The sequence below is a fragment of the Ascidiimonas aurantiaca genome, from assembly GCF_037646345.1.
Taxonomy (GTDB): domain Bacteria; phylum Bacteroidota; class Bacteroidia; order Flavobacteriales; family Flavobacteriaceae; genus Ascidiimonas; species Ascidiimonas aurantiaca.
Map to the genome: position 1 here is coordinate 205,197 of NZ_JBBEWR010000005.1, position 25,627 is coordinate 230,823.

General features: G+C 39.7%; 28 protein-coding genes. 17 read left to right on the top strand and 11 right to left on the bottom strand.

From position 1 onward, the window contains the following. Nucleotides 1-165 precede the first annotated feature (165 nt). From WAO84_RS07100 to WAO84_RS07140, 9 genes are all read left to right on the top strand, one after another. Entirely contained in the window at nt 166-381 is a 216-nt protein-coding gene (locus tag WAO84_RS07100) for a hypothetical protein (protein ID WP_340064734.1), read from the top strand. Nucleotides 382-504: 123 nt separating this feature from the next. Continuing rightward, nucleotides 505-771: a hypothetical protein gene (locus WAO84_RS07105; protein WP_340064736.1), complete on the top strand. Its 267-nt coding sequence runs from the start codon at nt 505-507 to the stop codon at nt 769-771. 104 nt (nt 772-875) lie between these two features. After that, on the top strand, nt 876-1,136 hold the full coding sequence (locus WAO84_RS07110; RefSeq protein ID WP_340064737.1) for a hypothetical protein: 261 nt from the start codon (nt 876-878) through the stop codon (nt 1,134-1,136). Between the two features lie 917 nt (nt 1,137-2,053). Next, nucleotides 2,054-3,226, top strand: coding sequence for a tetratricopeptide repeat protein (locus tag WAO84_RS07115; RefSeq protein ID WP_340064739.1), 1,173 nt, complete (start codon nt 2,054-2,056; stop codon nt 3,224-3,226). A 162-nt stretch (nt 3,227-3,388) separates the two neighbouring features. After that, nucleotides 3,389-3,832 carry a MarR family winged helix-turn-helix transcriptional regulator gene (locus tag WAO84_RS07120; protein WP_340064740.1) on the top strand — a complete coding sequence of 148 codons (444 nt, stop codon included), beginning with the start codon at nt 3,389-3,391 and terminating at the stop codon, nt 3,830-3,832. Between the two features lie 11 nt (nt 3,833-3,843). Then, the gene (locus WAO84_RS07125) at nt 3,844-4,971 is read left to right on the top strand and encodes an efflux RND transporter periplasmic adaptor subunit (protein ID WP_340064742.1); all 1,128 of its coding nucleotides are present in this window, start codon (nt 3,844-3,846) and stop codon (nt 4,969-4,971) included. Nucleotides 4,972-4,976: 5 nt separating this feature from the next. Beyond that, nucleotides 4,977-8,183 carry an efflux RND transporter permease subunit gene (locus tag WAO84_RS07130; protein ID WP_340064743.1) on the top strand — a complete coding sequence of 1,069 codons (3,207 nt, stop codon included), beginning with the start codon at nt 4,977-4,979 and terminating at the stop codon, nt 8,181-8,183. Then, nucleotides 8,167-9,492: a TolC family protein gene (locus WAO84_RS07135; RefSeq protein ID WP_340064745.1), complete on the top strand. Its 1,326-nt coding sequence runs from the start codon at nt 8,167-8,169 to the stop codon at nt 9,490-9,492. The genes WAO84_RS07130 and WAO84_RS07135 overlap by 17 nt, the downstream gene beginning before the upstream one ends. A 17-nt stretch (nt 9,493-9,509) precedes the next feature. Then, nucleotides 9,510-9,692, top strand: coding sequence for a CPXCG motif-containing cysteine-rich protein (locus WAO84_RS07140; RefSeq protein WP_340064746.1), 183 nt, complete (start codon nt 9,510-9,512; stop codon nt 9,690-9,692). A gap of 75 nt (nt 9,693-9,767) precedes the next feature. On the opposite strand, the gene WAO84_RS07145 is transcribed toward WAO84_RS07140, so the two are convergent. Continuing rightward, a complete protein-coding gene (locus WAO84_RS07145) occupies nt 9,768-9,893 on the bottom strand; it encodes a hypothetical protein (protein ID WP_340064748.1) in 126 nt (41 codons plus the stop codon). A 99-nt stretch (nt 9,894-9,992) separates the two neighbouring features. On the opposite strand from WAO84_RS07145, the gene WAO84_RS07150 reads away from it, so the two are divergent. Together WAO84_RS07150 and WAO84_RS07155 are read left to right on the top strand one after the other, a co-directional pair. Next, nucleotides 9,993-10,514, top strand: a complete 522-nt coding sequence (locus tag WAO84_RS07150; RefSeq protein WP_340064750.1) for a hypothetical protein — start codon at nt 9,993-9,995, stop codon at nt 10,512-10,514. 702 nt (nt 10,515-11,216) lie between these two features. Further along, nucleotides 11,217-11,927, top strand: a complete 711-nt coding sequence (locus WAO84_RS07155; RefSeq protein WP_340064752.1) for a hypothetical protein — start codon at nt 11,217-11,219, stop codon at nt 11,925-11,927. A gap of 597 nt (nt 11,928-12,524) precedes the next feature. On the opposite strand, the gene WAO84_RS07160 is transcribed toward WAO84_RS07155, so the two are convergent. Together WAO84_RS07160 and WAO84_RS07165 are read right to left on the bottom strand one after the other, a co-directional pair. Further along, a complete protein-coding gene (locus WAO84_RS07160) occupies nt 12,525-12,716 on the bottom strand; it encodes a hypothetical protein (RefSeq protein ID WP_340064753.1) in 192 nt (63 codons plus the stop codon). Nucleotides 12,717-12,896: 180 nt separating this feature from the next. After that, nucleotides 12,897-13,130, bottom strand: coding sequence for a hypothetical protein (locus WAO84_RS07165; RefSeq protein ID WP_340064754.1), 234 nt, complete (start codon nt 13,128-13,130; stop codon nt 12,897-12,899). A gap of 153 nt (nt 13,131-13,283) precedes the next feature. Here WAO84_RS07165 and WAO84_RS07170 point away from each other — a divergent pair, with 153 nt between their 5' ends. After that, nucleotides 13,284-13,616: a helix-turn-helix transcriptional regulator gene (locus WAO84_RS07170; RefSeq protein ID WP_340064755.1), complete on the top strand. Its 333-nt coding sequence runs from the start codon at nt 13,284-13,286 to the stop codon at nt 13,614-13,616. Then, nucleotides 13,610-14,896 carry a type II toxin-antitoxin system HipA family toxin gene (locus WAO84_RS07175; protein ID WP_340064756.1) on the top strand — a complete coding sequence of 429 codons (1,287 nt, stop codon included), beginning with the start codon at nt 13,610-13,612 and terminating at the stop codon, nt 14,894-14,896. The genes WAO84_RS07170 and WAO84_RS07175 overlap by 7 nt, the downstream gene beginning before the upstream one ends. Before the next feature lie 15 nt (nt 14,897-14,911). Here the strand turns inward: WAO84_RS07175 and WAO84_RS07180 are convergent, their stop codons facing one another. Both WAO84_RS07180 and WAO84_RS07185 read right to left on the bottom strand, forming a co-directional pair. Continuing rightward, the gene (locus WAO84_RS07180) at nt 14,912-15,463 is read right to left on the bottom strand and encodes an inorganic diphosphatase (protein WP_340064757.1); all 552 of its coding nucleotides are present in this window, start codon (nt 15,461-15,463) and stop codon (nt 14,912-14,914) included. Between the two features lie 286 nt (nt 15,464-15,749). Beyond that, nucleotides 15,750-16,223 carry an SgcJ/EcaC family oxidoreductase gene (locus WAO84_RS07185; protein WP_340064758.1) on the bottom strand — a complete coding sequence of 158 codons (474 nt, stop codon included), beginning with the start codon at nt 16,221-16,223 and terminating at the stop codon, nt 15,750-15,752. Nucleotides 16,224-16,332: 109 nt separating this feature from the next. Between WAO84_RS07185 and WAO84_RS07190 the strand changes: the two genes are divergently transcribed. Then, entirely contained in the window at nt 16,333-17,058 is a 726-nt protein-coding gene (locus WAO84_RS07190) for a lysoplasmalogenase (protein ID WP_340064759.1), read from the top strand. Here the strand turns inward: WAO84_RS07190 and WAO84_RS07195 are convergent. Next, nucleotides 17,055-19,115 carry a penicillin acylase family protein gene (locus WAO84_RS07195; protein ID WP_340064760.1) on the bottom strand — a complete coding sequence of 687 codons (2,061 nt, stop codon included), beginning with the start codon at nt 19,113-19,115 and terminating at the stop codon, nt 17,055-17,057. The genes WAO84_RS07190 and WAO84_RS07195 overlap by 4 nt on opposite strands. A 138-nt stretch (nt 19,116-19,253) precedes the next feature. Further along, nucleotides 19,254-20,411, bottom strand: a complete 1,158-nt coding sequence (locus WAO84_RS07200; RefSeq protein ID WP_340064761.1) for an alpha/beta hydrolase-fold protein — start codon at nt 20,409-20,411, stop codon at nt 19,254-19,256. 194 nt (nt 20,412-20,605) lie between these two features. Here WAO84_RS07200 and WAO84_RS07205 point away from each other — a divergent pair, with 194 nt between their 5' ends. Beyond that, nucleotides 20,606-20,824: a hypothetical protein gene (locus WAO84_RS07205; RefSeq protein ID WP_340064762.1), complete on the top strand. Its 219-nt coding sequence runs from the start codon at nt 20,606-20,608 to the stop codon at nt 20,822-20,824. Nucleotides 20,825-20,903: 79 nt separating this feature from the next. Here WAO84_RS07205 and WAO84_RS07210 read toward each other — a convergent pair whose 3' ends face one another. After that, on the bottom strand, nt 20,904-21,668 hold the full coding sequence (locus tag WAO84_RS07210) for a hypothetical protein (protein WP_340064763.1): 765 nt from the start codon (nt 21,666-21,668) through the stop codon (nt 20,904-20,906). Between the two features lie 283 nt (nt 21,669-21,951). Then, nucleotides 21,952-22,737: a CPBP family intramembrane glutamic endopeptidase gene (locus tag WAO84_RS07215; protein WP_340064764.1), complete on the bottom strand. Its 786-nt coding sequence runs from the start codon at nt 22,735-22,737 to the stop codon at nt 21,952-21,954. A gap of 280 nt (nt 22,738-23,017) precedes the next feature. On the opposite strand from WAO84_RS07215, the gene WAO84_RS07220 reads away from it, so the two are divergent. Both WAO84_RS07220 and WAO84_RS07225 read left to right on the top strand, forming a co-directional pair. Further along, nucleotides 23,018-23,773, top strand: coding sequence for an SDR family NAD(P)-dependent oxidoreductase (locus WAO84_RS07220; protein ID WP_340064765.1), 756 nt, complete (start codon nt 23,018-23,020; stop codon nt 23,771-23,773). An 80-nt stretch (nt 23,774-23,853) separates the two neighbouring features. Further along, a complete protein-coding gene (locus WAO84_RS07225) occupies nt 23,854-24,426 on the top strand; it encodes a TetR/AcrR family transcriptional regulator (RefSeq protein WP_340064766.1) in 573 nt (190 codons plus the stop codon). A 111-nt stretch (nt 24,427-24,537) separates the two neighbouring features. On the opposite strand, the gene WAO84_RS07230 is transcribed toward WAO84_RS07225, so the two are convergent. Further along, complete coding sequence (locus tag WAO84_RS07230; RefSeq protein ID WP_340064768.1) at nt 24,538-24,915, bottom strand: VOC family protein; 378 nt, start codon at nt 24,913-24,915, stop codon at nt 24,538-24,540. Nucleotides 24,916-24,943: 28 nt separating this feature from the next. Continuing rightward, a complete protein-coding gene (locus WAO84_RS07235; RefSeq protein ID WP_340064770.1) occupies nt 24,944-25,495 on the bottom strand; it encodes a GNAT family N-acetyltransferase in 552 nt (183 codons plus the stop codon). Between the last annotated feature and the right edge of the window lie 132 nt (nt 25,496-25,627).

Below are 25,627 nucleotides of genomic sequence, written 5' to 3' on the forward strand. Positions count from 1 at the left end.
GCCTTTGAACAGGTGTCTGGTACGCTTTTAAAGGATAATTATAAACGTTTTATTTTCTTACTAAAAAATATTTAATTATCTTTATATCATAAAGATATATTCTTAATAACGCTTGCCTTTGGTTTCCCCGACCGCTTCTTTTAGAAACTACAAAAACTACATATTATGAAAAAAAAGAAGCTGAATCAGTTACACCTGAAAAAAACAATTATCTCCCGTTTTACAGAGGGGGTTAAAGGAGGGCAGCCATTGGGCGATCAACAACTCATAGTCACGCTGCAGTGTACTATTTACTGCTCTATAAACTGCCCTACGCTGTTTAATTGTCCAACACTTGATCGTATTAACTGCCCCGATTCCATACGGATCTGTGTGGCGTAAAACACCCATTGGAAAGTTGTGTTTTTAACAAATTTCCAAACAGCTTTTTTTGAAGGAAAAAGCCATTTTTAATACTTAATTAAACAATACTATACTATCAGTAAACCAGTAAAACTAAATATCATGAAAAAAAAGAAGTTAAACCAATTGCAACTTAAAAAGACAACGATCTCTAAGTTTTCTAAGCATCCCGTGGGAGGGCAACTCATTGGAGACAATGACATTATAGTCCCTATTACCTTTAACAATTGTACGTTAAACTGTCCAAGCCTTATTAATTGTCCTACTCTGTTTAATTGTCCTACTCTGGATATTCGTTGTGATACCCTGCGATGTCCTACATTTGATCCCGTTGGCTGCGGCCCGACTAATACATGGGTGTGTCCGTAAGCACTAAATGATCTTAGAAACCTCAAAACCACATCCATTCGATGTGGTTTTGTCTGCTCTACTCAACATAGAAAGAAGATACTTATTTATTAAAATAAAACGTCATGAAAAAAAAGAAGCTAAATCAGTTACATCTTAAGAAAAGAACTATTTCAAATTTTTCCAGGTATCTTACGGGAGGACAACTTTTGGATAATGATGATAATACCACCCATACTTCTATTGTTTGTACATGGGACTGTCCAAGCCAGGTACAATGTCCTACTCTGTACAATTGCCCTACCGTTGGTGTTGGATGCGAAACAGTACAATGCCCTACCAGGGCTCTTGATGAGTGCTATTCTACTTTTGCATGGATCTGTTAGTGATGAAGTAACTATATATACATACAAACTCTAAATTAATTGACGGGGAGTTTTTGATATACATACTAAAAGTAATCATTATATTACTGTTAAATAATATTTTATTCACATTAAAAAAGCAGTTTTTTACTATATAAAAAATGTAAAAAAATTTATTAATTAATTAGAAATGTCATAAAAAAAAGAAGTTAAACCAATTACAGCTTAAGAAGTCGACAATTTCTCATTTGTCAAAAGATGCGGTTGGAGGGCAGATCCCAACACAAAATCAGGAGTTTTTTCCTACAGTGGTTATTCAATGTTCATTTGAATGCCATACTCAGTTACAATGCCCTTCTGTTTTTATTTGCCCTCCTACAGAAGGTTGTCCGTTCCCCACAGATGCTTGTAGCCTGGGGTGTCCTCCCCCTACGACTTTACCTTTCTAAGGCTCAAACTTCCAAACGCTATTCTTTAGTGAAATAGTATCCTTTTTTACTAATCTCGGCAAGGCTGGCCTTGCTGAGATTTTCTTATATTTTTTGTGCAAAAAAGATAGTTTTATAAGAATTTTCAAATATTTAGTATCATAGAAGTATAATCTAAATATTTGAAACCTTATGAAAAAGAAGAGCTTACAAAACTTATCTTTAAAAAAAAGAGACTATTGCCAATATCTAATTTCTTAAGGGGGGTTGGACCATGATATCACTATAGGAGGTTTTACCTGCGGAACCATTTGTGATACCACGAATTGGTTTAACTGCAGAACGGATAATTGTAACTAAGTATGGATATATACCCCCTATTTTTTTAATCCAGATAACAAAACTGCCTGTTTAGGGGGCAGTTTTTGTTTGAGAATTTACAGACAATTATGGTTCAAAAACACAGGGTTTAACATTCTCTTACATTTCTGTGCGCTATCTTCGTAGAAAATGAAAAAGATGGTTATGCTGCTGGCAAGATATGCTTTGGTTTTATTTTTTGGAATATGTACCGTGTTTTCGCTATATGCACAGACCCCTCATGAAGCGCAAATACAGGCAGATAGTTTATTAAGGGCCGGAAACTATTCTCAGGCTATTACCTATTACAAAAAAGCACCGGTTACCGCGAAAACAGTCGTATCGCTGGCCAGAGCCTTACAAGTGAATGGTAATGTAAAAGCGGCTGTTAAGGCCTACGAAAAAGCGCTGGCAATGGACAGTTTGCCGATACCCTCCCGTCATGAACTCGCTAAATTATATACCCAAACCTTTCAAATAGAAAAAGCCCGGGAGCATTTAAAAGAGCTTACACAATTGGACCCTCTTAATCCGGTATATACCTATCGACTGGGCCTGCTCGCACAAAAACAAAAAGACAGTAGGTATCCTGATTATTTTAAAAAAGCATTTGCTATAGACCCAGCACACGTACCCTCTATTAAACAACTGGCAAAATACTATTTACTCAATAAACCCAGAGACTCTGCCCGGTATTTCATCAATCTGGGACTCACTTTTAATGAAGCCGATATGCTACTGCTCAATCTGAAGGCTCAATATTATTATTATGAAGAAAACTATGAGATGGCAGTGAAAGCGTTCTCAAAACTTCGGGATTACGGTGAAGATGAGGCCTATGTGTATGAAAAACTGGCGTATTCGTATTGGAACATGAACAAACCGGAGAAGGCCCTGGAGAATTTCAGGGTACTGATAGCACGAAATAATAAACCTGCGTGGCACTATGAAATGGCAGAGATATTTGAGGAACTTGAGCAGAGAGACAGTGCTATTGCCCGGGCAAAAACGGCGCTAAAGCTTAAAAAAGTATCTAATATTAATGAATACCTCTTACTGGCAAGGCTGTATCAGTATAAAAGGGATTATAAGAATGCTATAAAATATTACCAGTATGCAGTGACCGAAAATCCGGAGTATTATTTTGGATACTATCAAATCGCATTTCTCGCAGATCAGTATTATGCCGATGCCACTTCCAAACTATACCACTACCAGAATTTTCAAAAAAAAGTGCCGGCAGATATGGGGATGTACTCTGAGTTTGTTGAGAAAAGAATAAGTGAACTTAAGGCAGAGATCCATATGCAGGTAGAAGAATAAAGCTGTTTTCCCCTTATTTTTTGCTCTAAAAAAGCTGCGGTAAACCATGATAAGCATTTTATAAACAGTTTCTTAAAATTTTAGCAAATCTTTAACCCTGGTTGCAGCTACAACTACTTTCAGTATTTCTAATTTTACAGGCTTAAAAGAAACAAGGGCCTAATGCAATTTAATTTTGATGTCACCCTGTTACCCTGGATTGGTAAGATTAATAAAGATTTTACCTTTTTAGTAACACAGCGGCTTGAACAAAAAAAACTGGACCTTACGGCTCACCAGTGGTTACTTCTTAAAAAACTGAATGACCTTGATGGCCAGCCTCAATACAATCTGGCCTTTATTACGCATCGTGACAAAACCTCACTTACCAGGCTGGTGCATATTGTAGAGAGAAAAGGCTACGTACGAAGAGTACCCTGTACTCACGATAGAAGGGTGAATAAAGTATATCTTACGGCTTTGGGACGTGATATATTGCAAAAAGCGCTTCCTGTCATAACAACACTGGTTACTCAAATGGAAAACGGTGTAAGTAAAGAGGAGATCTTTACGGCCATAGAAATACTTAAAAAAGTAAGATGTAATCTGGAAAAAATAGCTAACTAAACCACCAACACATGCGAAAGATCATTTTATCCGTTTTAGGGATATTACTTATAGTAGGGGCCTATTTTGCCGCAAATGCCCTTATTGAAAACAAGAAAAAACCCCGCTCCCGTATTAACAGAATAACCAAAACCGTTTTTGTGGATACTGTGGTCAACGGGAGAATACCCATTATCGTAAAAGCCAATGGAAATCTTACCGCTCGAAACCGTATAGAACTGTTCTCCGAGGTACAGGGTATTTTTGAAGGGGGAGCCAAACCTTTTCTCCAGGCGCAGCGCTACCGAAGAGGGGAAACATTGATACGAATAGATGCTGCTGAGTTTTATGCCGGGGTACAATCGCAAAAAAGTAATTTGTATAACCTCATAGCAGCCGCTATGCCTGATATACGTCTGGATTATCCCGAAGTTTTTGAGAAATGGCAAGCTTACCTGGACCGTTTTGATATGAAGAAAAGTACTCCCGTACTTCCAGAGATCGTTTCAGACCGGGAGCGGTATTTCATTAATGGCCGCGGTATTGTACAGGCGTATTATGATGTAAAGAATTCAGAACAACGCCTGGTGAAGTATGTAATTACGGCTCCGTTTGATGGAGTGCTTGTTGAAGCTCTCGTAAACGAGGGGACACTGGTGCGAAATGGGCAGAAGCTCGGAGAATTCATAGACCCATCTGTTTATGAAATGCCAGTTTCAGTAAATCGTTCGTTTGCCCATTTGCTTAAAACAGGTAAAGAAGTACTGCTTACTGACCTTGAAGGCGCTGCTCAATGGAAAGGGAAAGTGGTACGTGTAAATCAAAGTGTTGATCAACAAACTCAAACCGTTACTGCTTTTGTAGAGGTGAGAGGAGAGAATTTGCGCGAGGGGATGTATCTGGAAGCGGCCCTGCAGGCAAGGGAGGAAGAAAAGGCTATAGAAATTGACCGTAACCTGCTTACTGAAGCCAAACAGGTGTTTATTGTAAAAGACAGTATCCTTGATGTAATAGATGTAAACCCTGTGTTTTTTTCAGACAGAACAGTAGTTATTACCAATGCACCTGATGGGACCGTATTACTGGCCAGGCCGGTACCGGGTGCTTATCCCGGAATGCTGGTAAAAGTTTACAGGGAAGAAGAAACCGTTAAACCCTAGCTGCCATGAGAAAAATACTCAGTTACTTTATCAAGTATCACGTAGCCGTTAATGTCGTTATACTCGCTTTTGCTATTTTCGGTGTCGTAGGAATGCTGTCCCTTAAGTCGTCCTTCTTTCCACTTGTAGAGTCGCGTATCATCAATATTAATATTACCTACCCCGGAGCTTCTCCTATGGAAATTGAAGAGGGGGTGGTGCTAAAGATAGAAGAAAACCTTAAAGGACTGGAGGGCATTGAACGGGTAACTTCCACTGCTTCCGAAAACAGTGGTATTGTTACTGTGGAAATAGAAAAAGGCCGTAACATTGATCTTATGCTACTGGAAGTAAAAAATGCAGTAGATCGTGTACCTTCTTTTCCGGTAGATATGGAACCGCTTATTGTTGCCAAACGTGAAGAAGTACGTCCTACTATTTCTTTTGCAGTAAGTGGTAAAGATATTCCTTTATCTACCCTTAAACAAATAGGGCAGCAAATAGAAAATGATCTTCGCGCCATGGATGGGGTCTCCCAGATAGAAGTATCAGGATATCCCGATGAAGAGATAGAGATCGCCGTAAACGAAAACCAGTTACTCGCCTATCAGCTTACCTTTAGTGATGTAGCGACCGCAGTGGGTAATGCCAATATACTGGTTACGGGAGGCAATATTAAAACGACTGATGAGGAATACCTTATTCGCGCCAATGCCCGGAACTATTATGCCAATGAGCTTGCTAATCTTATTATTAAGGCAGATCCTTCCGGGGCTTCCGTACGCCTTAAAGATGTGGCCATATTACGTGATCGGTTTTCAGAAACCCCAAATGCAACCTATTTTAACGGAGAGCTTTCTGTAAATGTGACCGTAGTAAGTACCAATACAGAAGACCTGATCTCTTCGGCAGATAAAGTAAAACTCTATATAGAAGAATTTAATAAAAAATATAATAATGTGCGTCTGGATGTGGTAAGCGACCGTTCTATTACGCTTAACCAGCGTACCGCTCTGCTAACAGAAAATGCTGTTATTGGTATATTACTGGTGCTTTCATTCCTTTCTATTTTTCTCAATACCCGTCTTGCGTTCTGGGTGGCTTTTGGGCTGCCTATTTCCTTTTTGGGGATGTTTGTGTTTGCAGGCCAGTTTGATGTAACTATTAATGTACTATCGCTTTTCGGGATGATCATTGTGATCGGGATACTGGTAGATGATGGTATTGTAATCGCTGAAAACATATATCAGCATTATGAACAGGGTAAAAATCCCGTTCAGGCAGCTATAGATGGTACTATGGAAGTAATCCCTCCCGTAGTTTCCGCCATTATAACCACCTTGCTGGCGTTTTCTACCTTTTTGTTTCTGGACAGCCGTATAGGTGAATTTTTCAGTGAAGTATCCGTAATAGTGATTCTTACCCTTACAGTCTCATTGGTAGAGGCTCTTATCATATTGCCGGCACACCTTGCACATTCCAAAGCTTTACGACCCAAGAACAATGAACCTAAAAAAGGACTGGCCCGGTTTTTTGCAGGGATGCGTTATATTAACATTTATGGCGATCGTATCATGAGCTGGATGCGTGAGCGTTTGTATGGCCCGGTATTGAAGTTCAGCCTGCAGAATAAATTACTGGTATTTGGCATTTTTACAGCCGCTTTTATTCTCACAATTGGCTCTATAGGAGGCGGGATCATAGGAGTTACACTTTTCCCCAGAATTGCCAGTGATCAGGTAAACATAGAACTGGCCATGCCACGGGGTACCAATGAACGTATTACCGATTCTATTATTACTGTTATTGAAGAAAATGCATGGGAGCTTAATAAGGAAATGTCTCAGGAATTTATGCCGGGATCAGATAAACTGCTTTTTCGCAATACTATACGTACCATAAGCAGTTCTTCAACGGCCACGCTTAGTATTAATCTGTTGCCCGGAGAAGAACGGCCCGATGCTGTGAGTTCAGGTTTGGTAGCCAACCGCCTCAGTGATAAAGTGGGGCCTGTATTTGGTACCGAAAAACTGGTATTTGGTTCAGGAGGTAACTTTGGCGGAAGTCCGGTATCAGTTTCCTTATTGGGGAACAATATTGCTGAACTTAAAGCTGCCAAACAGGAACTTAAAGACATACTTAATTCCAATCCCGTATTGCGGGATGTTACAGATAATGATCCTGCGGGGATCAAAGAAATACGGCTTACCTTAAAAGAGAGTGCCTACCTTCTGGGGCTCAATACGCGTTTGGTAATGGATCAGGTACGTGCCGGTTTCTTTGGGGTGCAGGCACAGCGTTTTCAACGCGGGCAGGATGAAATACGCGTATGGGTACGTTATGACCGTCAAAACCGTGCCTCAATCAACGATCTGGATGGTATGCGCATTGTTACCCCTTCCGGAGACCGCATACCACTAAGGGAAATTGCCACATACACTATAGAACGGGGCGATGTGTCTATTAACCGACTGGATGGTAAACGCGAAATACAGGTATCGGCAGACCTTAAGGACCCCAGTGCGAGTGCTACAGACATTCTGGATAATATACAGGCTGAGGTAATGCCCGGTATTCAATCGCGATACCCTACCGTAAGTGCTTCTTACGAAGGACAAAACCGGGAAGCGGGTAAACTAAACCGCTCATTAAAAAGTGCAGGAAGTGTGATACTGATACTTATTTATTTTACTATTGCTTTTACCTTTAGAAGTATGAGTCAGCCTATACTCTTGCTGTTACTTATTCCGTTTAGTTTAACTGCTGTAGGTTGGGGGCACTGGATACATAATTTTCCGCTTAATGCCCTTTCCCTTTTAGGGATCATAGCCCTTATTGGGATCATGGTAAATGACGGTTTGGTGCTTATAGGGAAGTTTAACAGCCTGCTGCGAAAAGGACTCACATTTGATGAAGCACTATATGAGGCCGGGAAATCACGTTTTCGGGCTATTTTCCTTACCTCACTTACGACCATAGCCGGTCTGGCCCCTTTAATTTTTGAAAAAAGTCGCCAGGCTCAATTTTTAAAACCTATGGCGATCTCCATAGCGTATGGAATTGGTTTTGCCACATTCCTTACCCTTATCATGCTGCCGTTGTTCCTGTCCTTTAGTAATAAGATCAAGGTAAAATCGAAGTGGCTGGCCACTGGAAAAAATATATCAAAAGAAGAGGTAGAACGTGCCATTAAAGAACAAAAAGAAGAAGAAGCGCATGCAGAGACGTATTAGAGCCTGTATTTTTGGGATGGTTTGTCTGTTACCGGCATTTCTGACGGCTCAGGAAATGTTAACCCGTCAAACCGCTATTAATGAAGTGCTTGAGAGTAATCTTGGGATCAAAATAGCCAGGAACAATGTCGCTATTGCCGAAAATAATGCAGGCATTCTCAATTCTGGATATCTGCCTTCCGTTTCAGGAAATGCAGGAGGTAGTATAGACCGGCAGAATACTGAAGGGGTACTGGCCAACGGAGATTCACGGGCAGCAGAAGGTGTGGAAACCCGCCGTTACAATGCTTCGGTAGATGTGCAATACACGCTTTTTGACGGTTTAGGACGTTTGTATGACTATCGTGCTCTGAAAGAGCAGGAAGACCTTTCGGAACTGGAAGCCCGGGAAACCATAGAAACAACCGTTTTACAATTATTTACTGTGTATTATGAGGTCGCGAGGCTGGAAGAGAACGCAACCAATCTCAAACAAACACTGGCAATCTCTAAAGACCGCTATCTGAGGGCCCAATACCAGGCAGAATACGGCCAAAATACAGGTCTTGATCTGCTAAACGCACAGGTAGATGTAAATACAGATAGTATTAACCTGCTTAATACTACCCAACAACTCAACAATACCAAGCGGGACCTTAACCTGATACTCAACAAGAACCTCGATCGTAGTTTTGTGGTAGATACTACAGTGCAGTTTGTTCCCAATCTTCTAATGGAAGACCTGTATGCTACGGCTAAAGAAAACAATGTAAACATGCAGCAACTGGAGAAAAATCTGGAGATCAATATGCTGGCGGTACGATCGGGTTACAGTAATTTTCTGCCTACCGTAGGTCTTACCGGTTCGTATGGATGGAATGAGGTTAATAACAACAACCCCCTTGCCTTTGTTATTCAGAATACTGTGAGTGGCCTTTCGGGTGGGATCAATCTTACCTGGAACCTTTTTGACGGGGGAAGCTCGATAACCAATGTAAAAAATGCGCGTATTGCTTATGAGAACATGGAACTGCAAAAAAAGCAAACGGAAATGGAAGTGGAGCGCGACATTAAGAATGCCTGGGAAACCTACAGAAATGCTCTTTTTGTGTACAGGGCCCAAAGAGAAAACGTAGCCGTGAATCGCGATAATTTTAATCGTACCGAAGAGCGCTATAAAATTGGACAGGCCAATTCTCTGGAGTTCCGTCAGGCACAGCTAAACCTCCTTAATGCCATTATTGCCAAGAATCAGGCAAAATATACAGCGAAAGTGGCAGAGTTACAGATGCTGCAGGTGAGCGGACAATTGTTAAATGTAGATTTTTAAAATTGGTTGCAGGGCGTATGGAAGAACATTTTTTTCAGTGTCCGTATTGTTGGGAAGAGATATCCGTTTTACTGGACAGTTCAGTAACTACACAGATATATGTAGAAGACTGTGAGGTATGCTGCAACCCTATGGAAATAAGTATATCTTATAAAAACCGGGAGCTTACGGCATTTACCGCAATACCCCTGGGGCAGTAACCTACACCCCTAATGATGGCCGTTAACATAAAAAGCCACAGGATGACATATCCTGTGGCAGTGTCATGAATTTTTTTACGAACTAATATACTGAGTTATAGCATTCATAGCTTTATCAGCCATTTTGGCTTTTCCACCACACACCTTTTTAACAGTTTCTTTTGGGATGGCTCTTTTCGTAAATTTTTTGATAGTTTTCATAAGGCATACCTGTTTTTAGCAATTACTTCTTAAATTTAACCATAAATACTTTTGTAGCCAAAATAACACGAAAACACCAATATTATAGTATTGCTTATTATGAAAACTATATCACATTTCTTTTTGTTACTTATTTTTTTGGGAACGTTCCTTTCCGTTCGCGGTCAGGAAGACAAAACTCCTGCTTTTACAGAGATTGACGAAGTGATCACTACTTTATACAACGTAATATCCGGACCTCCGGGAGAACGTGACTGGGCGCTTTTTCGTTCGCTGTTTCATGAGCACGGGACCATGGGAGCCGTACATGTTTCCAAAGAAGGTGAAAGAGACTTCAGGTACTTTACCACACAAACGTATATTGACCGTAATGGCCCTTTTTTTACCAAGAACGGTTTCTTTGAAGAAGAATTGGGGCGTGAAATAAGGCATTATGGCGGTGTGGCACAGGTGTTTACGGCATATCAGTTCCGGCTTCGGGAAGACGGTGAAGTGGCGCAAAAGGGTATTAACTGTATTCAACTGGTTTATGATGCCAACCGGTGGTTTATTACCAACATAGTATGGGAAGCCGAAAGTCCTGAAAATCCGATCCCTGCCAGAATGCTCAGTAAAAATTAGTATATGGTCAAAAGAGATGTCCACCGTTTACTAAAAGGGTAACTCCATTACCGGCAAAAATATAAACACCAGTAGGTAAAACAAAAAGAAGGTAGTAAGTTCCCACAGGCTTAGAGATTGCCTCAACCCAAGTGTGATAAGAATTACCGTAAACCCATAAAGTGACTTCCTATCGAAGAATTTGGCCTAGACTTGATGGGACTACGATATTGTAAACGTTGTTCAAAAATTAGACATAAGCGCATCGGGTAATAATCTGTCAATTTCAGCAAGTATCAACGTTTTTCCCTTCTGCCTCTCTTTGTTAATGGAAATCAGCTTTTCAGGTATGATCACCATCTTTTAAAGCAACTCACGGTAGGAATACGAGTTTTGGTGGTGACAATGGAAGTAGCGGTGTCGATGTAATAACCACACCAAGAAGACCAAAACCATCATTCCATTTAAGATATAAAAATTAATTATGTTGAAAATATCTGTACTAAATATGATTTTGTTTTGGTTTGTAAAGTATATTATATTCTACTTACTACAAATGTTTAAAAGTGGTAACTACGCTTTAATAGAATTTGGTAAACTAAAGACAAATGAGGATTGGTTTTACTATCTATGGATATTTTTTTTATGCCTATAATATGCATATTTATCTTTACAGCACCAATGTTCTTTTCATTTAGAATGAAAAACTCGCTTTACTTTTACTTGACAATATTAGCTATTGTTTTGGCAGAATATGCACTTTATACTTGGTTAGCTTCTCAAGCTGACTTTACCAATGGTATGTATAATGGGGCTTTGACCATATTACTTTTCATGTTATTCTTTTTTAAGCGTGTCAAAGCAATTATTAATAAGTATGAAAACAACATTTTGATTGCTTTGTTTGTAATCGCTTTTACATCGTGTAAATCACAGCAACATGAATATTTACAAAGATTGAACAATTGTATTCACAAGGAAGTAAATCTTAAAATAAAAAAGCTGTACGGAATAGATTCTTTTGAGTATTATAAATTAATGGAGAAAGTAGAAAATGAAATTTTTAAAAAACCAAACAAGAGAAACTATCTAAAACTTATTCAGGAGATTCAATCTGGGAATTTTACAAAAAACTTGCTAGTAGAAAGGGGTTTAGATCAAATGGATAAAGAAGGCTTTTTTGTAAGCAGTCATATTGTCGATATATTAAATAATTGCCCATATAAAGCATTTGATAGAGATAGGTTTAGAGGTGTAGCTTTACAAAAAAGACAAAGAATGATGGAGCAATACTATGCAAATCCAAATGAGGAAAATAATATTTTGTTGAATTATTTTGATTTAACCTCTACTGAAGAATTTAAAGAAATAGAATTTCGATCTCCTATATTAATAATGATATTAGCCAATTATCTGGAAGAATATCCACGTTAGGAAGTGTTTCAATTAAGTCATGGAAAAATATAGCTACAGAAATGTATTATTGTTGTAGGGTTGTGTCTCAAACGGGTGCTTTAAAGAAAAGTCTGAGTTTTTAATTTGATTATCAGGCATTTATGTTTACGATAGGCTCTCCAATGAGGCTTATGATGTTTTTGAAATAGTGAAAGTTTGTTAGAGCGCATAAAACAGAGGTTTCAGTTTGCTTTGTGGGTTAAATGGGTACTTGTTATACATAGTGCAGTAAAAAAAGACCATAGAGCAAAATATGATTTTAAATATCTGAAAACCAATAGTTAGTATATCAATTAGTTATTGGTTTTTATTTACCTGAAATTTCAAATACACCCCTGCCCGGGCATTAGATCACATTCTACCCATATACCATTTTCACATTTATAAGGAACCAGGAAAAAGCAGCCTGCGTTCTGGCTACAGGATGACCCAATAAAGTTTGGCGGACATAAAGCTGAGCCTGCAAGAATGCTTCGCAACTGCTGTCTGCCAAGTCTTTTTGTATTTAGTGTTTTTATAGTTTTTGTTTTATATAAGCGCATTATTAAATGGTTGTGTTAATTAGCATAACTACTATCAAAAACACTCATCGTTTCCATAACTGCATTGTGTCCAGACACCGTTAATACAAAAGAAAGCTTCTGCAGGAATACAATTAAAAGGTTCGCCCGGTGTACAGGCTTGCCCCTCGTAAGGGCATACGCCTAACCCCGCCATAATACTTCGTAATTGTTGTCGATTTAGTTTTTTTGTATGTAAGCTTTTCATGATAATATTATTTTCTTTCTTTAAAAGTAAGAAAATAATAATGATTCATTGATTTTTTTAACTTTATTTTGTAGAGGTTTAACAGTGGTAGCAACTAAAAAAGCCCCCGTAAGGGGGGCAAAAGCGTCTGTTAGACAAGGATGAAAAAGTGGTTTTGAGAAAGTAATACTGTGTGGTAAATTAACCCAGTTCCCAGGGATAGAACCAACCGCCTCCGCTTCCGGGAGTGGTGCCTTGAGGTGCCTGCCATTGCCCGTCAATACATTCTAAGGGAACGGAAAGGATACAGGAAACCGGTTCTGAAGAGTTACAGGAGTCGCCTTCCTGCGGGCAAACACCGCTTCCTCCTGCCACAATACTTTTTAAATGTGCTCTGTCCAGTTTTTTAAAAGCTGATAATGTTTGTAGTTTCATAAGAAAATATTTTAAGTTTCTTTACAAACCTAACCGGAATACTTACATTTTTGTTGTAACATATTGCTATATTAAAATTTTATATAAAATATACTTTTTTATACTTTATTATGTATATTTGAATATAAAGTATATTTTTTAATACCTTGTTGTATGACTTCTTTTAGTAAATTAACCGATCAACACATTTTAGAAGAGCTTTCCCGAAGGGTACGGCAACGCAGGCTCAATTTGAATATTACCCAGAAACAACTGGCAAAATCAGCAGGGGTGCATTTACAAACTATTAAAAAGTTTGAAGCAGGAAATAATATTCAATTGTTAACTCTCATACAGGTACTCCGGGTATTAGGTGATCTGGATACTTTAAACCTGTTTTTGCCCGATCCGGGTATTAGTCCCGTGCAACTGGTAAAATTAAAAGGAAAGTCACGAGAACGTGCCTCCGGTGAAAGTAGTATAGATAAACCCAATTCATCATGGTAAGTCCGGTAAGTATTACTTTGTGGGGCACAGAACTGGGCGCATTAAGTTGGGATGAAGAGCGCCATTTTGCCTCTTTTGAATTTTTTACTGATTTTTTGAAAACACCCTGGGATGTATCGCCTATACATATGCCGCTAGCCAGGTCCCGGGGAAGGATCTATAGCTTTCCTTTGTTAAATGAAGAAACCTACAGAGGTCTTCCCGGAATGTTGTCTGATGTGTTGCCCGATGATTTTGGGAATCGCCTTATCGATCAATGGTTATATCTCAATAATATTGACAAAGCCAATTTTTCACCTTTAGACAGGCTTTGCTATATAGGGAAAAGAGGTATGGGAGCCCTGGAATTTAAACCTTCCAAAGGGCCGGTTACCGATACAATGACCCCTCTGGAAATTGATAAACTGGTGACGTTGTCCCAAAAAATACTTTCAGAGAGGGAAAATCTGCGGCTCAACATGAAAGAAGCTGAGCAGCTTAATGAGTTAATAAAAGTAGGTACCTCTGCGGGTGGGCAGAGAGCCAAAGCTATTATTGCCTTTCACCCGGAAACCGGAGAAGTACGTTCAGGGCAGGCAGAAGTACCTGAGGGCTTTGAGCATTACCTCTTTAAGTTTGACAGTGTTACGAACAATGAACTGGGAGATCCGGCAGGTTACGGGCGTATTGAGTACGCATATTACTTAATGGCACTGGATTGTGGTATCGAGATGATGCCTTCCCGTCTTTTTGAAGAAAATGACCGGGCCCATTTTATGACCAAACGCTTTGACCGGATAGGAAGCAATGAAAAATTGCATATGCAAACTCTTTGCTCTCTGGCACATTTTGATTACAAACGCCCCGGGGCTTATGGGTATGAAGATGCATTTTCGGTTATGCGGCAATTGTTATTGCCCCATGATCAGGCAGTTGAACTCTTCAGACGTATGGTTTTTAATGTGATCGCCCGCAATCAGGATGACCATACCAAGAATATTTCTTTTTTAATGGGAAAAGACGGCCGTTGGCGCCTGTCGCCGGCATATGATATGACCTATGCCTACAATCCGCAGGGTATTTGGACCAGTCAGCATCAAATGTTAATTAACGGAAAAAGAAGCAGGATCACTATGGCAGACCTGACGGCGGTTGCTGAAAAAATAAGTTACAAAAAAGGCAAAGAACTTATTGCCCATGTGAAAGAAGTGATCTCACAATGGGAAGGGTATGCAGATAAAGCAGGTATTCCTAAAAAGCAGGCCAGTCGGCTTAAAGCAGCTTTTCGGTTACAGTTATAACAGCGGTTTTTACGATCAGTGTGTCTTAGCTTTCTGCGGGAAGGTGGCCTTGTAATCACGTATGCTTTGCAACACTACTTCCCGGGCAATATCTTTCCCCTGAAAATCTTCTACAATTACAGCCTTGTTTTCCAGTTTTTTGTAGTCTTCAAAAAAGCTTCTGAGTTCTAATATAGAATGTGGCGGTAGTTCTGAAATATCATTTATATGGTTTACACTCATATCGTTGGCTGCGACTGCAATGATCTTATCGTCCATTTCGCCTCCATCCAGCATGCGCATGACACCAATCACTTTTGAAGTGACCAGGCACATAGGAACGATCTCTATTTGTGAAAGCACCAGAATATCCAACGGATCACCATCATCACAATACGTTTGTGGAATAAACCCGTAATTTGCAGGATAATTAATAGATGAATACAACACTCTGTCCAGAATTAGCATTCCGGACTCTTTGTCCATTTCGTATTTTGCCCTACAGTTTTTAGGGATCTCAATAATACCGGTTACCAGCCCGGGAGCCTGTGTGCCTATGCTTACATCGTGCCAGGGATGTATTTTCATACGTCTTATGCTTTACAAGGTTAATGAGGTGTTTTCTCTTTGCTTTTTTCTCTAAGAAAAGCAATTTTCAAAGGTACTACAACTTTTATTAGGGTACTCAAATTTTTAAAACTTCTAATAAAAGTTTATCACATACATACCGGTAAGGTATTTGATAAAAATGTGCTGCGGAAGAGAACAGTTTACTATTTTAGGTATATTTAATTATACATAAAATAAATAAATAAGTATTAAAGTATATTTTAATATATTTTGTGAAATATCTTGAAAATTGTGATATTGCTTTTTACTGCCTGTAATCTGCCGGTTGTATTCCGTTTTCAGGATCAATGAGATTGGTTTCTTTACCGGGTACAACATCGGTATTATGGGCGGCTGCACACAACCAGGCATTTCCTGTACGGCAAATAACGAATGTAAAAATAGTAAAACGGGGTGCACCCTGAGCAACGATTCCCAGTCCGGTTTGCCCGGAGAGTTTCATACGGGCGTGAATCAAAACAACATCTTCAGTGAGATGGCGAACCTTTTTTTGGCGCAGTTCGAGATGTGAACGGTTAAAGATCACCCGTAAACCGTATTCATGTGCTTTATAAATAGCTTGCCGGTTATGCCACCACAAGCCTACTACATTTACAAACCCGGCATCTTTGGCAAACAGGCTGGCAATACCCCTGGCATCTCTTTTGTTCCAGTAATCGATAAAAAGATCCGGTAGGTTTTCCGGAGCGTTAACTTCAGGATACACAGGGTTATTCATTTTTTTGATTTTTGAGATCAGGTTTGACAATTTAACCAACCTTTTCGTGTCAATTTACGAAACTATGTTACAGGCCTACATTTTTTTTACTTATATAAAATGTAGTATATTGAAAAATGAACTTATGTTACAAAACATGCCACAACGAAGTAATACCGGCGGGACTAATATACTTGCTATTCTTATAGGTATAAGTGCCGGTCTTGCCATCTGGTTTGACTGGACCGGTCAATGGGCTCTTTACTGCCTTTTTAAACCGTTAACTACCTGTTTGGTCATAACGGTACCTCTGGTATATGGGAAAAAAAGCATACCTCGTTATCGCAACCTGATCACGCTGGCATTAATATTTTGTCTGGCTGGCGACATATTCTTGTTGTTTGACACCTATTTTGTCGCCGGGCTCGTGGCATTTTTGCTTGCGCATATTCTTTTTACGGTAGCGTTTATCTCCTTTCAGGGCATGCACTTTTTTTACAAACCTCTGGCAGGGCTGCTCGTTTTTGGTATTTCGTTTTATGCCTTTTTATGGCCGCATTTGGGAGATCTTTTACTACCGGTGGCGGTTTATGTAGGAGTACTTCTTTTTATGTGCTGGCAGGGTATAGGCTGGTACCTGGCCCAAAGAAGCCGGGCGTCGGTATATGTGGCAACTGCGGTGGTGCTTTTCGTGCTGTCTGACGCCCTGTTGGCAGTAAACAAATTTGTGTACGCCTTTAAAGCTTCCGGGATCTTTGTATTAACCACGTATTGGGTTTCAGTTGCTTTGATAGCTTACTCTGTTGTTTTAATTCGCAATGCGGGTGATAAAACGTTCAATACATACCAAAGTTAATTTGCCGGGATTATTTTTTCCGCTCTTTCCAGGTTTTCTTCATGTTCTGCTCGGGTTAACCACACTTGTCTGAGTTTTTTTTCGGAATACAGCTTAAGCTGGTCCCCTACGTGTGGGTTCCCGGGTTGTGTAGCATTGCCATAAGCCAGAAGGGCTCTGGCAGTTATGTTTTCACCAAATTCGGTAGCACAGACATATCCGTCGCCGTGATAGGTGTAAAATTTACCATCATCTGCACGAGTATAGTTCATGGTCCTGAAAATACCGAGATGTCCGAAACCACCGTTACCAGGATATTCTTTTTCTCCTATTTTGGCACGAAACAGGTTTCCATAAGGCACTTCAAGGCTCCCTATGGAAGCTAGTTGTGCTTCTGCTGCTTTTTTTACGGCACTCAGTACTTTTTCCGGATCCTGAAAACCATCCGGGGTACTTAAGGGCTTTTCAAATGACCATTTTTGGGCGTATAATTCTTGTGTATTTAAATACGACTGAAGGTTTACAAACAACACTGCTCCTGTACTTTCGTTATCGAAGGAACCGTCCCATTCTGAAAGGACTTTTAAGGCTTTTCGGGTAGTACTGTCTTCTGCAATGTTTAAAAGAGCCAGGAAATCATCCTGAAGTCTCAGGGCCATTTGAGAGCGGGTATCGTGTTTTAGAGAAATAAATGCCTCCAGGGTTAGATCTTTGGCATCTTTTATAAGGGTAGCCGAACGTTGCGGGCGAAATCCCATGCTGTTGGGAGCTATATGAGACGGGAATTTTTCAGGATCAAGTACGGGTGGGATAGTACTGGTAAACGGAGGGTCATTGGCATTTTGTATCCACCCGTTCTCCGGATTGGTATAGGAAGGGAGCTCTGCACTGCTATAGTAGCCTTTCCATATATCGCTCCTGGAACTGGTAGCTACAATGCCCTGCCATTTGCTCCAGTCCCCTTCTTTTTTAGGGACCTTTCCGCTAAAATGGTATAAAATATTACCTTCTTTATCTGCATATACTACATTGAAGAGTGGAAGCGCATTTTGGTTAAGTGCTTCCTGGAACTCACTTAAAGAGCGGGCTTTCCCCATGGCTTTCCATTGCGTAAGAAAATCGGCATTTTCTGTTTCATAGGGCCATTTTACTGATAAAGCTTTGTTTTCGTTCTCCTTAATCACAAAACCAAAAGGAGAGCGTTTTTGCACTACATTTACAGGCATGAGAGAGTCTCCCGTTCTTTTAAAGAGCTGAATGGTGTCAACTTCAAACCTTTTTTGTTCGCCGTCCAGTGCATAGTGATCGTTTTCGGTTTGCAACTCGTACAGATCTACATTATCCAGTGTATTTACCGTATGTGTCCACCCCAAAAATTCATTAAAGCCAATACCAATGGTGGGGAACCCTACGAGGGTAGTGCCGTAGAGGTTGTTGGTATCGGTTATTAGTTGTGCCTCAAAAAACAGCCAGAAATCACCCCAGGGAAGATGCGGGTTGGCCAGGAGCATACTACTATTGTTAGCCGTTCTGGAAGGCGCTACGGCCCAGGCGTTTGAACCTGGCGACCAGTGTTGTCCCGCTCTGAGGTTCCTGTTAATAAGAAATTCGAAATAGCAAACTCTATAGGCATGTTTCATAACGTCTTCCGGTTGTAAAGGCAGCACGGGTTTAAACTTTGAGTTTAATTTTTCAGGATGCTGAGATGCGTAGGCATTGAGCCCCTTCACAAAAGCGTTTATAACCTCTTTGCTTTCTGCAGATAGGTTGGTATATGCTTTGACACCTGTTTCGGGAACTCCAATTTGATGTAAGAGGTAATCTTTTTCAAAATTACCTTCCCAGTATTCACTTGCTTTTCCACGAGATTCACCATAGAGCCTTAAAATAAGGTCGCCGTGATTCTGCATTTGCACCCATCCCATCATTTCATAGAGTGCCGCATCATTGGTTGCATAGATGTGAGGTACTCCCCAGGTGTCCCAAAGGATCTCATTTTCGGTAATACCTTCTTCGGGCTTTTGGGTACAGGAAGTTACAAGTACAAACAGTAACAGCAGATACGATACGATTTTCATTTTTTGAATAGTTTGGTGGTGTATACTTTTATTTTTTTATGAGACTTCATAAAGTATGAAAAATACATAATTGCTATGGAATTTCCCAATATGAAGGTGTTTGAATACATGTATTTTTTATCGGGACAACCCAATGGCTCATCTTTTTTCTATTATCTTTTGGGGATGTGGGTACTCCGGGTTTAGTTTTGCTATTTTCTCATAACAGCGTTGTGCTTCGGGCAGGTTCCCTTTCAAAGTATAGGCTTCGGCAAGACTGTCCCAGGCATTTGGTGACATGGGATAGTTTTTAACGTTTATTTCAAAAATAGTGATAGCCGCTTCTGTTAATTTGTGATCGTAGAGAGCCAGATACCCCAAAGCATTTACATAGAGTTCTGCAGGAACAAATTTTGTACCCAGGTGTTCGGAGGCTTTTTTATAATGGGAGGTAAGCATAGAAGGTTCTTTCAAAATATTGCGAAAGTCACCAATATCATATCCGTCAAATAAAAAGCGAAGCCCGTAATACAATGCTGGAATGGGTAGGGTAAGGTGCTTTTCTTCTTCAAAATACCGGGTCTTAACGGTAACCGCGTCAGCGGTGTATTGTTGTATAAGGTTAGAAAACTGTTCTGCTGCTTGTTGGTTAAACCGGTTTTCTTCCAATGTATTTGCCAGTGCAATATACATACGGCTTTGTGGGTATCGGTTTTTAGGAAGTACTGTAACGGCTCTTTCCAGGATGTATGAATGGCCCCATGACCAGGAGGGGTCTATAACTATATATTGCGCAAATAATGAGGGGCGATCCAAAAAGCAATGCAGGGCAAACAATCCTCCTAACGAATGTCCTACCAGTATATTTTCGCCGGTGGTTCTAAAGCTGTGATCTATTTGAGAAATGAGTTCTTCTTCCAGAAATGCCACAAAACGATTGGCTCCTCCACTGGAACTAAAGGCTCTTTGGTTTTCATGTCCTTTATAGGAAATGGAATGTGTGGGGGTAAAGTCCTTTATACGATCTATGTTTTCAATGGCTACAATAATAAGTTCCGGGATCTGCATTTTAAGGTTGGCAACCGAATTCATTGACTGTATAATGCCTGTGGATTCATGAAATTTACTTTGGTCACCATCTAAAAGATAGAGAACCCGGTACTGCATATTCTTTGAAAGTTCATAAGAAGGAGGGGTGTAGATGCGATATGTCCTGGATTCATTTAGATGTTCGGAAACGATAGTATGCTTTTCTCCTATAATTACCGGAGTATGGTAAGAGCGTTGCGGAGCTGTTATGGAAACAAGGGCTGCCATAGATGCGTAAGTTCAGTTTTTAAAAGAAGTTGTTTTTTTATTGATAGGTGCTTGGCGTGCGTAAACTACAATTAGTTGTAGCAGTAAAATAAAGAAAAAAGCTTCATAAAAAAGGCTATATTTTAAAAAATAAGTAGCTTTATTCTTTAATAAAATGTTAATTTTAGTATTATTAACCGTTTAAATCAAATAGTATGTTAAAAAAACTAAGAAATCTCAACGGAGTAAGAGAATTATCAAAAGCAGAGCAAAAGAACATACGCGGAGGTACATGTGATACGGTGCGTGATTTTGAGATTGCTTTTGACGGCTGTTATCATGACCTGGGTATAAAAGATGATGACGCCGCCTTAACTAACTGTATTAATTTTGCCTGTGATATTCTCAGTGAGGACGACATACGGCCAAGATAGGAAAAGTTAAAGGCAGCGTTACATATATCCGCTGCCTTTTTTAAAGTCCTGATTTTTGAGGTATGCTCCTTTTTTGTAATTACTCATACACTACATAGTTTACTTTATCCACGCCTGTATTCCCTGTTCGCAGATCATACGCATATACCATAACTTCATACCTTCCCTGTTCTGTAATGATAAGCTCACCCTTAAACAAATTGGTATCGGCAAATTTCATGGTAACTTCTTTATAAGGGGTCTCATTTCTTTTGATCAATGCTTTTACTTCTATTTTTTGGGCATCCCAAATGCCACCCTCGCTTATAGTACATCCGCACATCATCACTATATTGGCGGCAATCTCAAAAGGAGTATTCATAACAGATTTCAGTGCTATGTATTGATGCGTACGTGGTTTCAAAACATCGATAACAAAGCCGGGTACTTCAAGTATAATACCGTCTCCCAGCAGGTGTTTACCGGGAATGAGCCAGAGCGAAGTACTCACTTTTGCCTGTGCCTGTTTATTATTTGCAGGAGCCAGTACTTCGATATTTACATAAACAGGCTCGTCAATATCAAGAACTGCCAGAAATTTGGCGGTCTGCTCGTCTGTAACCGACTGATAGCGCTCTTTGGCAGTTTTCATAATAAGATCGGTATTACCGGTGCTTCCGGATGTCTTTCCTTCTGCCAAGAGTTGCCCGTTTAAAACATTCCTTATCAGTACATGGGCACCACCTATAGAGCTGCCTATAAATTTAGCGTCTTTGGCTTTAGCACGTACGATTATACGGGTCTCTACGGCAAACAGTTGTATATGGATAAAGAGTGCCAATAAGCCTATGATTGTTTTTTTCATGGTAATTTTTTTAGTTTTTAAAAATACATATTTCCCAAATAGCTTTTACCGTATTTATAAAATCAGTTACTATCTTCACAAGGCGAACGTTCCCGGGTTTTGAGCTTTGCAGTTCTGTACAGCCTCCCGGGAGCTAAACCAAGCTTCCGGTTGCAGTAAGGCTCTATAAAACAAAGTATCCCGAACAAAAACTACTGAAACTACACCAATAAGGAGATGTGGCATTATATAATTGGGGTCTGTACTTGTATATTGTCTATTGTATATGACAGGATCTTGATTTTTATTCTTTTCGCATCCATAGAGTTTTGCGGGTTACTTCCGGCTTTATTTTTTTTCTCTTTTTATACATAATGGTAAGTATAATGATCAAAGCAATAGTGAGTACCCGGAATATATTGGCATAGGTACCTCCAAAGGCATTATCTCCCGCAGAGAACAGCATCCAGAACAAATTCATGAATAAGTGCAGAAATACAGGAACCCATAGGTTGTACTGCCACTCTACATATACCCAGGCAAATAGAATGGCCCCGAGAAAGGTGGTAAGGAAAATACCAATGAGCGTTTGGGGGTCCTGACTCTGATAAAGGTGTCCGAAGGCAAACAAAAGGGCCCCAAAAATAATAGAAGGAATAAAGCCTATTTTAGTAAAGCGATAGATCTGCCCGAAAAGGATACCCCTAAAATAAAGCTCTTCAAAGAAGGCCGCCGCCACTGCGCCGGTAATTATCTTATTTAGAGTGACCTGATCATTAAATGTAAATACGGTTGCATACCCAATGAGCATGGGAGCTGTACATAACAGCGAAAACAACAGGGCCCTAATAAAAGGGCCGTCCAGGCCCATTGGGACCATAAACTGCCTGAAGTTGTGTATCCATGCTACACCAAAAAATAGAGGCAGCCCTACCAGTATATAGGTAATACAATAACTAATACCTTTTTGATTAATAACTCCGTCAAGACTGTTCAATATCTCAACAAAATAGAGTTCCTGAAGAGCATAGTAAACACCAAAACAGAGAATGATAATGAGAATAATTTGAAGAGTTCTGTTAGTTTTCATGATCAAAAAATAGTAAGACAGCAGTAAGAAATACTCTTTTTTAAATGATTTTATGGTTAAATATAAGGCTAAATCTTTTGCAACCACAGCCTTGTACGTATAAAAAGCTTTGTAAAGAACAGGTGTGTATAAAGGCTTCTTGCTTGAGGGGGCAGCATATTGCTTCGAATAGATAAAGTTGATGTATATATCAGTTGATTTTATTTGGAATGAACGTTCTTTTATTTGTATATTTGTTTCAGAACAAACGTTCCAAATAAAATTATTTAATCACGATACAATGAAAAACTTAAACGAAAAAGTTGCCGTAGTCACCGGAGGCAACAGTGGTATAGGGTATGCCACAGCAGAAAAGCTTAAAGCAGAAGGTGCCAACGTAATTATTACAGGAAGATCTCCGGAACGGGTACAGAAAGCCGCTAGCGAGCTTGGAGTTACAGGTATAGTGGCTGATGTGAGTTCACTTTCGGCTCTTGACGATCTGGTGGCACAGGTAAAAGATACCTTTAGCGGGGTAGATATTCTTTTCGTAAATGCAGGGATCTTTGAACCGGCTCCCGTTGGAGGTATTACAGAAGATCTGTTTGATCGTATTATGGACATCAATTTTAAAGGTGCTGTTTTTACTACACAGAAGTTCTTACCTATTCTTAATGCTGGTGCATCTGTTATTAATTTATCATCAGTAAACGCATATACAGGCATGCCAAATACCGCAATATACGGAGCCTCTAAGGCGGCTTTGAATTCTTTCACCCGAACGGCTGCCACTGAACTAGCCCCGAGAAAGATCAGGATCAACTCTGTTAATCCCGGCCCGGTACAAACTCCTATTTTTGGTAAGACCGGTATGGAAGAAGAACAACTTAACGGATTTGCCGAAGCTATGAAAAAGCGCATACCCCTTAAAAGGTTTGGAAAACCTCAGGAAATTGCCAGTTTGGTTGCTTTTCTGGCTTCGGATGATGCATCCTTTATTACAGGCAGTGAATACAATGTGGACGGGGGTGTAAATGTAAACCCGCTTTTGGTTTAAAATTTAGGAGGGAGCTCCCATTAGTAACTTCAATTCTTGTAATTTTGTGGGGATAGACCAGTTTTATCCCCACTTTTATTATGCCCAGAGTAAAACTTTTTAATGAAGAAACAGTACTGGTAAAGGCAATGGAACTTTTCTGGAAGAAAGGGTACCACGCTACCTCCATACAGGACCTGGTAGATCATTTGCAGATAAACCGGGCAAGCCTGTACGATACGTATGGGGGGAAAAAAGAACTTTTTGATAAAGCTTTCGCTCACTACCGTACTACTAATTCGGAATATCTCAAGACTTTTCTGGACACCCAGCCAAATGTAAAACAAGGGCTTTTAGCACTGTTTGAAACGGCTATTGAAGCATCGGTTAGCGACGTAGAATGTAAGGGCTGTTTTGTTATTAATACAGCTATGGAAATGATACCCGAAGATGCTTTATTACACCAGGCTGTCAAAGATAACCAGGCAGCATTTAAGGATTTATGGTACAATTTTTTGAAACAGCGAAACTACTCTAAAACTGATAAAGAATTAAAAACAATGGCCGGACTTATTTTTACTTTTTACAATGGTATTAAAGTAGTTGCCAAAATGCATGCTGATAAGGAGAGCCTTATGGCTTCTGTCCAAAAATTTCTAACGTTGTTTGACTAGTTCTTTATTCCTGCTGATCCCCCCTGGATCTATTGTCCTTGTATTTTCAAAGACTGGAGCACCCTGTCCTTTGAATAAAAATCGGGATACGTACCTTTTTCAGTTAACTCCTTATTCTGTTTTCATGAATAGGCCTATTCTATTTCCTTCGGTATCTTCAAACTCGGCGACATAGCCGTATTCATTAGCTGTTTTGGGGTACAATACGGCCCCTCCGTTTTGTTGTGCCTTCACGAGTACATCATCTATTTGGTCTGTACCAAAATAGACAAGTGTTCCCTCCCTGCCAGGCCGGTAGCTGTCTCCTTTGGCTAAAGCCCCGGTAATTCCGGTTTGGTTTTCTGAAAAGGGGAAGAGAGCCATATCATTTCCGTCAATGACCTCTTTTTCAAAAGCTACATCGAAAACGGTCTCGTAAAAACGTTGTGCTCGTTCCATATTGGTTACAGGTATTTCAAAATATACGACCGGGTTGGGTGAAATATTCATACTGGCTGGTTCTTAAAGTGTGTAAGGGTTATTTTTTCTGTTCATATTCATTTTTTGTAAGGCCATATACCAATAAGGTGTGATATACCTCTTTTTTACAAACGTGTTCTTTTAAAGTGCCTTCGTATGTAAGTCCCCCATTTTGCATTACTCTGCCCGAAGCGGGGTTTGTACTTAAATGAGAAGAAGTAATTTTATTAACATCCATTTCTTCAAAACCAAATCTTACCACAGCTTTGGCAGCTTCGCTCATATAGCCTTTATTCCAATTAGGTTCAGACATCCAGTATCCCATTTCGGCACGATTAAATGCCCTCGTGAGGGTAAGACCTATACCACCTATGAAACGACTGGTTTTTTTAAGCCTTATTGCAAAAATCATCTGTGTTTTATTACGAAAACCCTGGTAGGCCATATTTAACCAGAATACAGCATCTTTCTCTTCATAAGGATGCGGAATATTAAGGGTGAAATCTGCAATTTTTTTGTTGGATGCATAAGTTACAATATCAGGTATGTCTGTAAATTGCAACTCATTTAAAAGAAGCCTTTGTGTCTCTATTTCAGGGAATTTTTCCATAATTCCGAAAGCTTTTTAGTATTTGGAAATCACTGATTAAATATACAGACTAAAATAAGAAAGGCAAAGGTTTTTAACTATGGAAAACCGGTTTATTTAAAAGATATACATACGGTTTTTATAACACGTAAT

What these genes read in the sequence shown, in the direction of transcription:
- WAO84_RS07100 (WP_340064734.1), top strand. Translation starts at nt 166, where the DNA reads ATGAAAAAAAAGAAGCTGAATCAGTTACACCTGAAAAAAACAATTATC.
- WAO84_RS07105 (WP_340064736.1), top strand. Translation starts at nt 505, where the DNA reads ATGAAAAAAAAGAAGTTAAACCAATTGCAACTTAAAAAGACAACGATC.
- WAO84_RS07110 (WP_340064737.1), top strand. Translation starts at nt 876, where the DNA reads ATGAAAAAAAAGAAGCTAAATCAGTTACATCTTAAGAAAAGAACTATT.
- WAO84_RS07115 (WP_340064739.1), top strand. Translation starts at nt 2,054, where the DNA reads ATGAAAAAGATGGTTATGCTGCTGGCAAGATATGCTTTGGTTTTATTT.
- WAO84_RS07120 (WP_340064740.1), top strand. Translation starts at nt 3,389, where the DNA reads ATGCAATTTAATTTTGATGTCACCCTGTTACCCTGGATTGGTAAGATT.
- WAO84_RS07125 (WP_340064742.1), top strand. Translation starts at nt 3,844, where the DNA reads ATGCGAAAGATCATTTTATCCGTTTTAGGGATATTACTTATAGTAGGG.
- WAO84_RS07130 (WP_340064743.1), top strand. Translation starts at nt 4,977, where the DNA reads ATGAGAAAAATACTCAGTTACTTTATCAAGTATCACGTAGCCGTTAAT.
- WAO84_RS07135 (WP_340064745.1), top strand. Translation starts at nt 8,167, where the DNA reads ATGCAGAGACGTATTAGAGCCTGTATTTTTGGGATGGTTTGTCTGTTA.
- WAO84_RS07140 (WP_340064746.1), top strand. Translation starts at nt 9,510, where the DNA reads ATGGAAGAACATTTTTTTCAGTGTCCGTATTGTTGGGAAGAGATATCC.
- WAO84_RS07145 (WP_340064748.1), bottom strand. Translation starts at nt 9,893, where the DNA reads ATGAAAACTATCAAAAAATTTACGAAAAGAGCCATCCCAAAAGAAACT.
- WAO84_RS07150 (WP_340064750.1), top strand. Translation starts at nt 9,993, where the DNA reads ATGAAAACTATATCACATTTCTTTTTGTTACTTATTTTTTTGGGAACG.
- WAO84_RS07160 (WP_340064753.1), bottom strand. Translation starts at nt 12,716, where the DNA reads ATGAAAAGCTTACATACAAAAAAACTAAATCGACAACAATTACGAAGT.
- WAO84_RS07165 (WP_340064754.1), bottom strand. Translation starts at nt 13,130, where the DNA reads ATGAAACTACAAACATTATCAGCTTTTAAAAAACTGGACAGAGCACAT.
- WAO84_RS07170 (WP_340064755.1), top strand. Translation starts at nt 13,284, where the DNA reads ATGACTTCTTTTAGTAAATTAACCGATCAACACATTTTAGAAGAGCTT.
- WAO84_RS07175 (WP_340064756.1), top strand. Translation starts at nt 13,610, where the DNA reads ATGGTAAGTCCGGTAAGTATTACTTTGTGGGGCACAGAACTGGGCGCA.
- WAO84_RS07180 (WP_340064757.1), bottom strand. Translation starts at nt 15,463, where the DNA reads ATGAAAATACATCCCTGGCACGATGTAAGCATAGGCACACAGGCTCCC.
- WAO84_RS07185 (WP_340064758.1), bottom strand. Translation starts at nt 16,223, where the DNA reads ATGAATAACCCTGTGTATCCTGAAGTTAACGCTCCGGAAAACCTACCG.
- WAO84_RS07195 (WP_340064760.1), bottom strand. Translation starts at nt 19,115, where the DNA reads ATGAAAATCGTATCGTATCTGCTGTTACTGTTTGTACTTGTAACTTCC.
- WAO84_RS07200 (WP_340064761.1), bottom strand. Translation starts at nt 20,411, where the DNA reads ATGGCAGCCCTTGTTTCCATAACAGCTCCGCAACGCTCTTACCATACT.
- WAO84_RS07205 (WP_340064762.1), top strand. Translation starts at nt 20,606, where the DNA reads ATGTTAAAAAAACTAAGAAATCTCAACGGAGTAAGAGAATTATCAAAA.
- WAO84_RS07210 (WP_340064763.1), bottom strand. Translation starts at nt 21,668, where the DNA reads ATGAAAAAAACAATCATAGGCTTATTGGCACTCTTTATCCATATACAA.
- WAO84_RS07215 (WP_340064764.1), bottom strand. Translation starts at nt 22,737, where the DNA reads ATGAAAACTAACAGAACTCTTCAAATTATTCTCATTATCATTCTCTGT.
- WAO84_RS07220 (WP_340064765.1), top strand. Translation starts at nt 23,018, where the DNA reads ATGAAAAACTTAAACGAAAAAGTTGCCGTAGTCACCGGAGGCAACAGT.
- WAO84_RS07225 (WP_340064766.1), top strand. Translation starts at nt 23,854, where the DNA reads ATGCCCAGAGTAAAACTTTTTAATGAAGAAACAGTACTGGTAAAGGCA.
- WAO84_RS07230 (WP_340064768.1), bottom strand. Translation starts at nt 24,915, where the DNA reads ATGAATATTTCACCCAACCCGGTCGTATATTTTGAAATACCTGTAACC.
- WAO84_RS07235 (WP_340064770.1), bottom strand. Translation starts at nt 25,495, where the DNA reads ATGGAAAAATTCCCTGAAATAGAGACACAAAGGCTTCTTTTAAATGAG.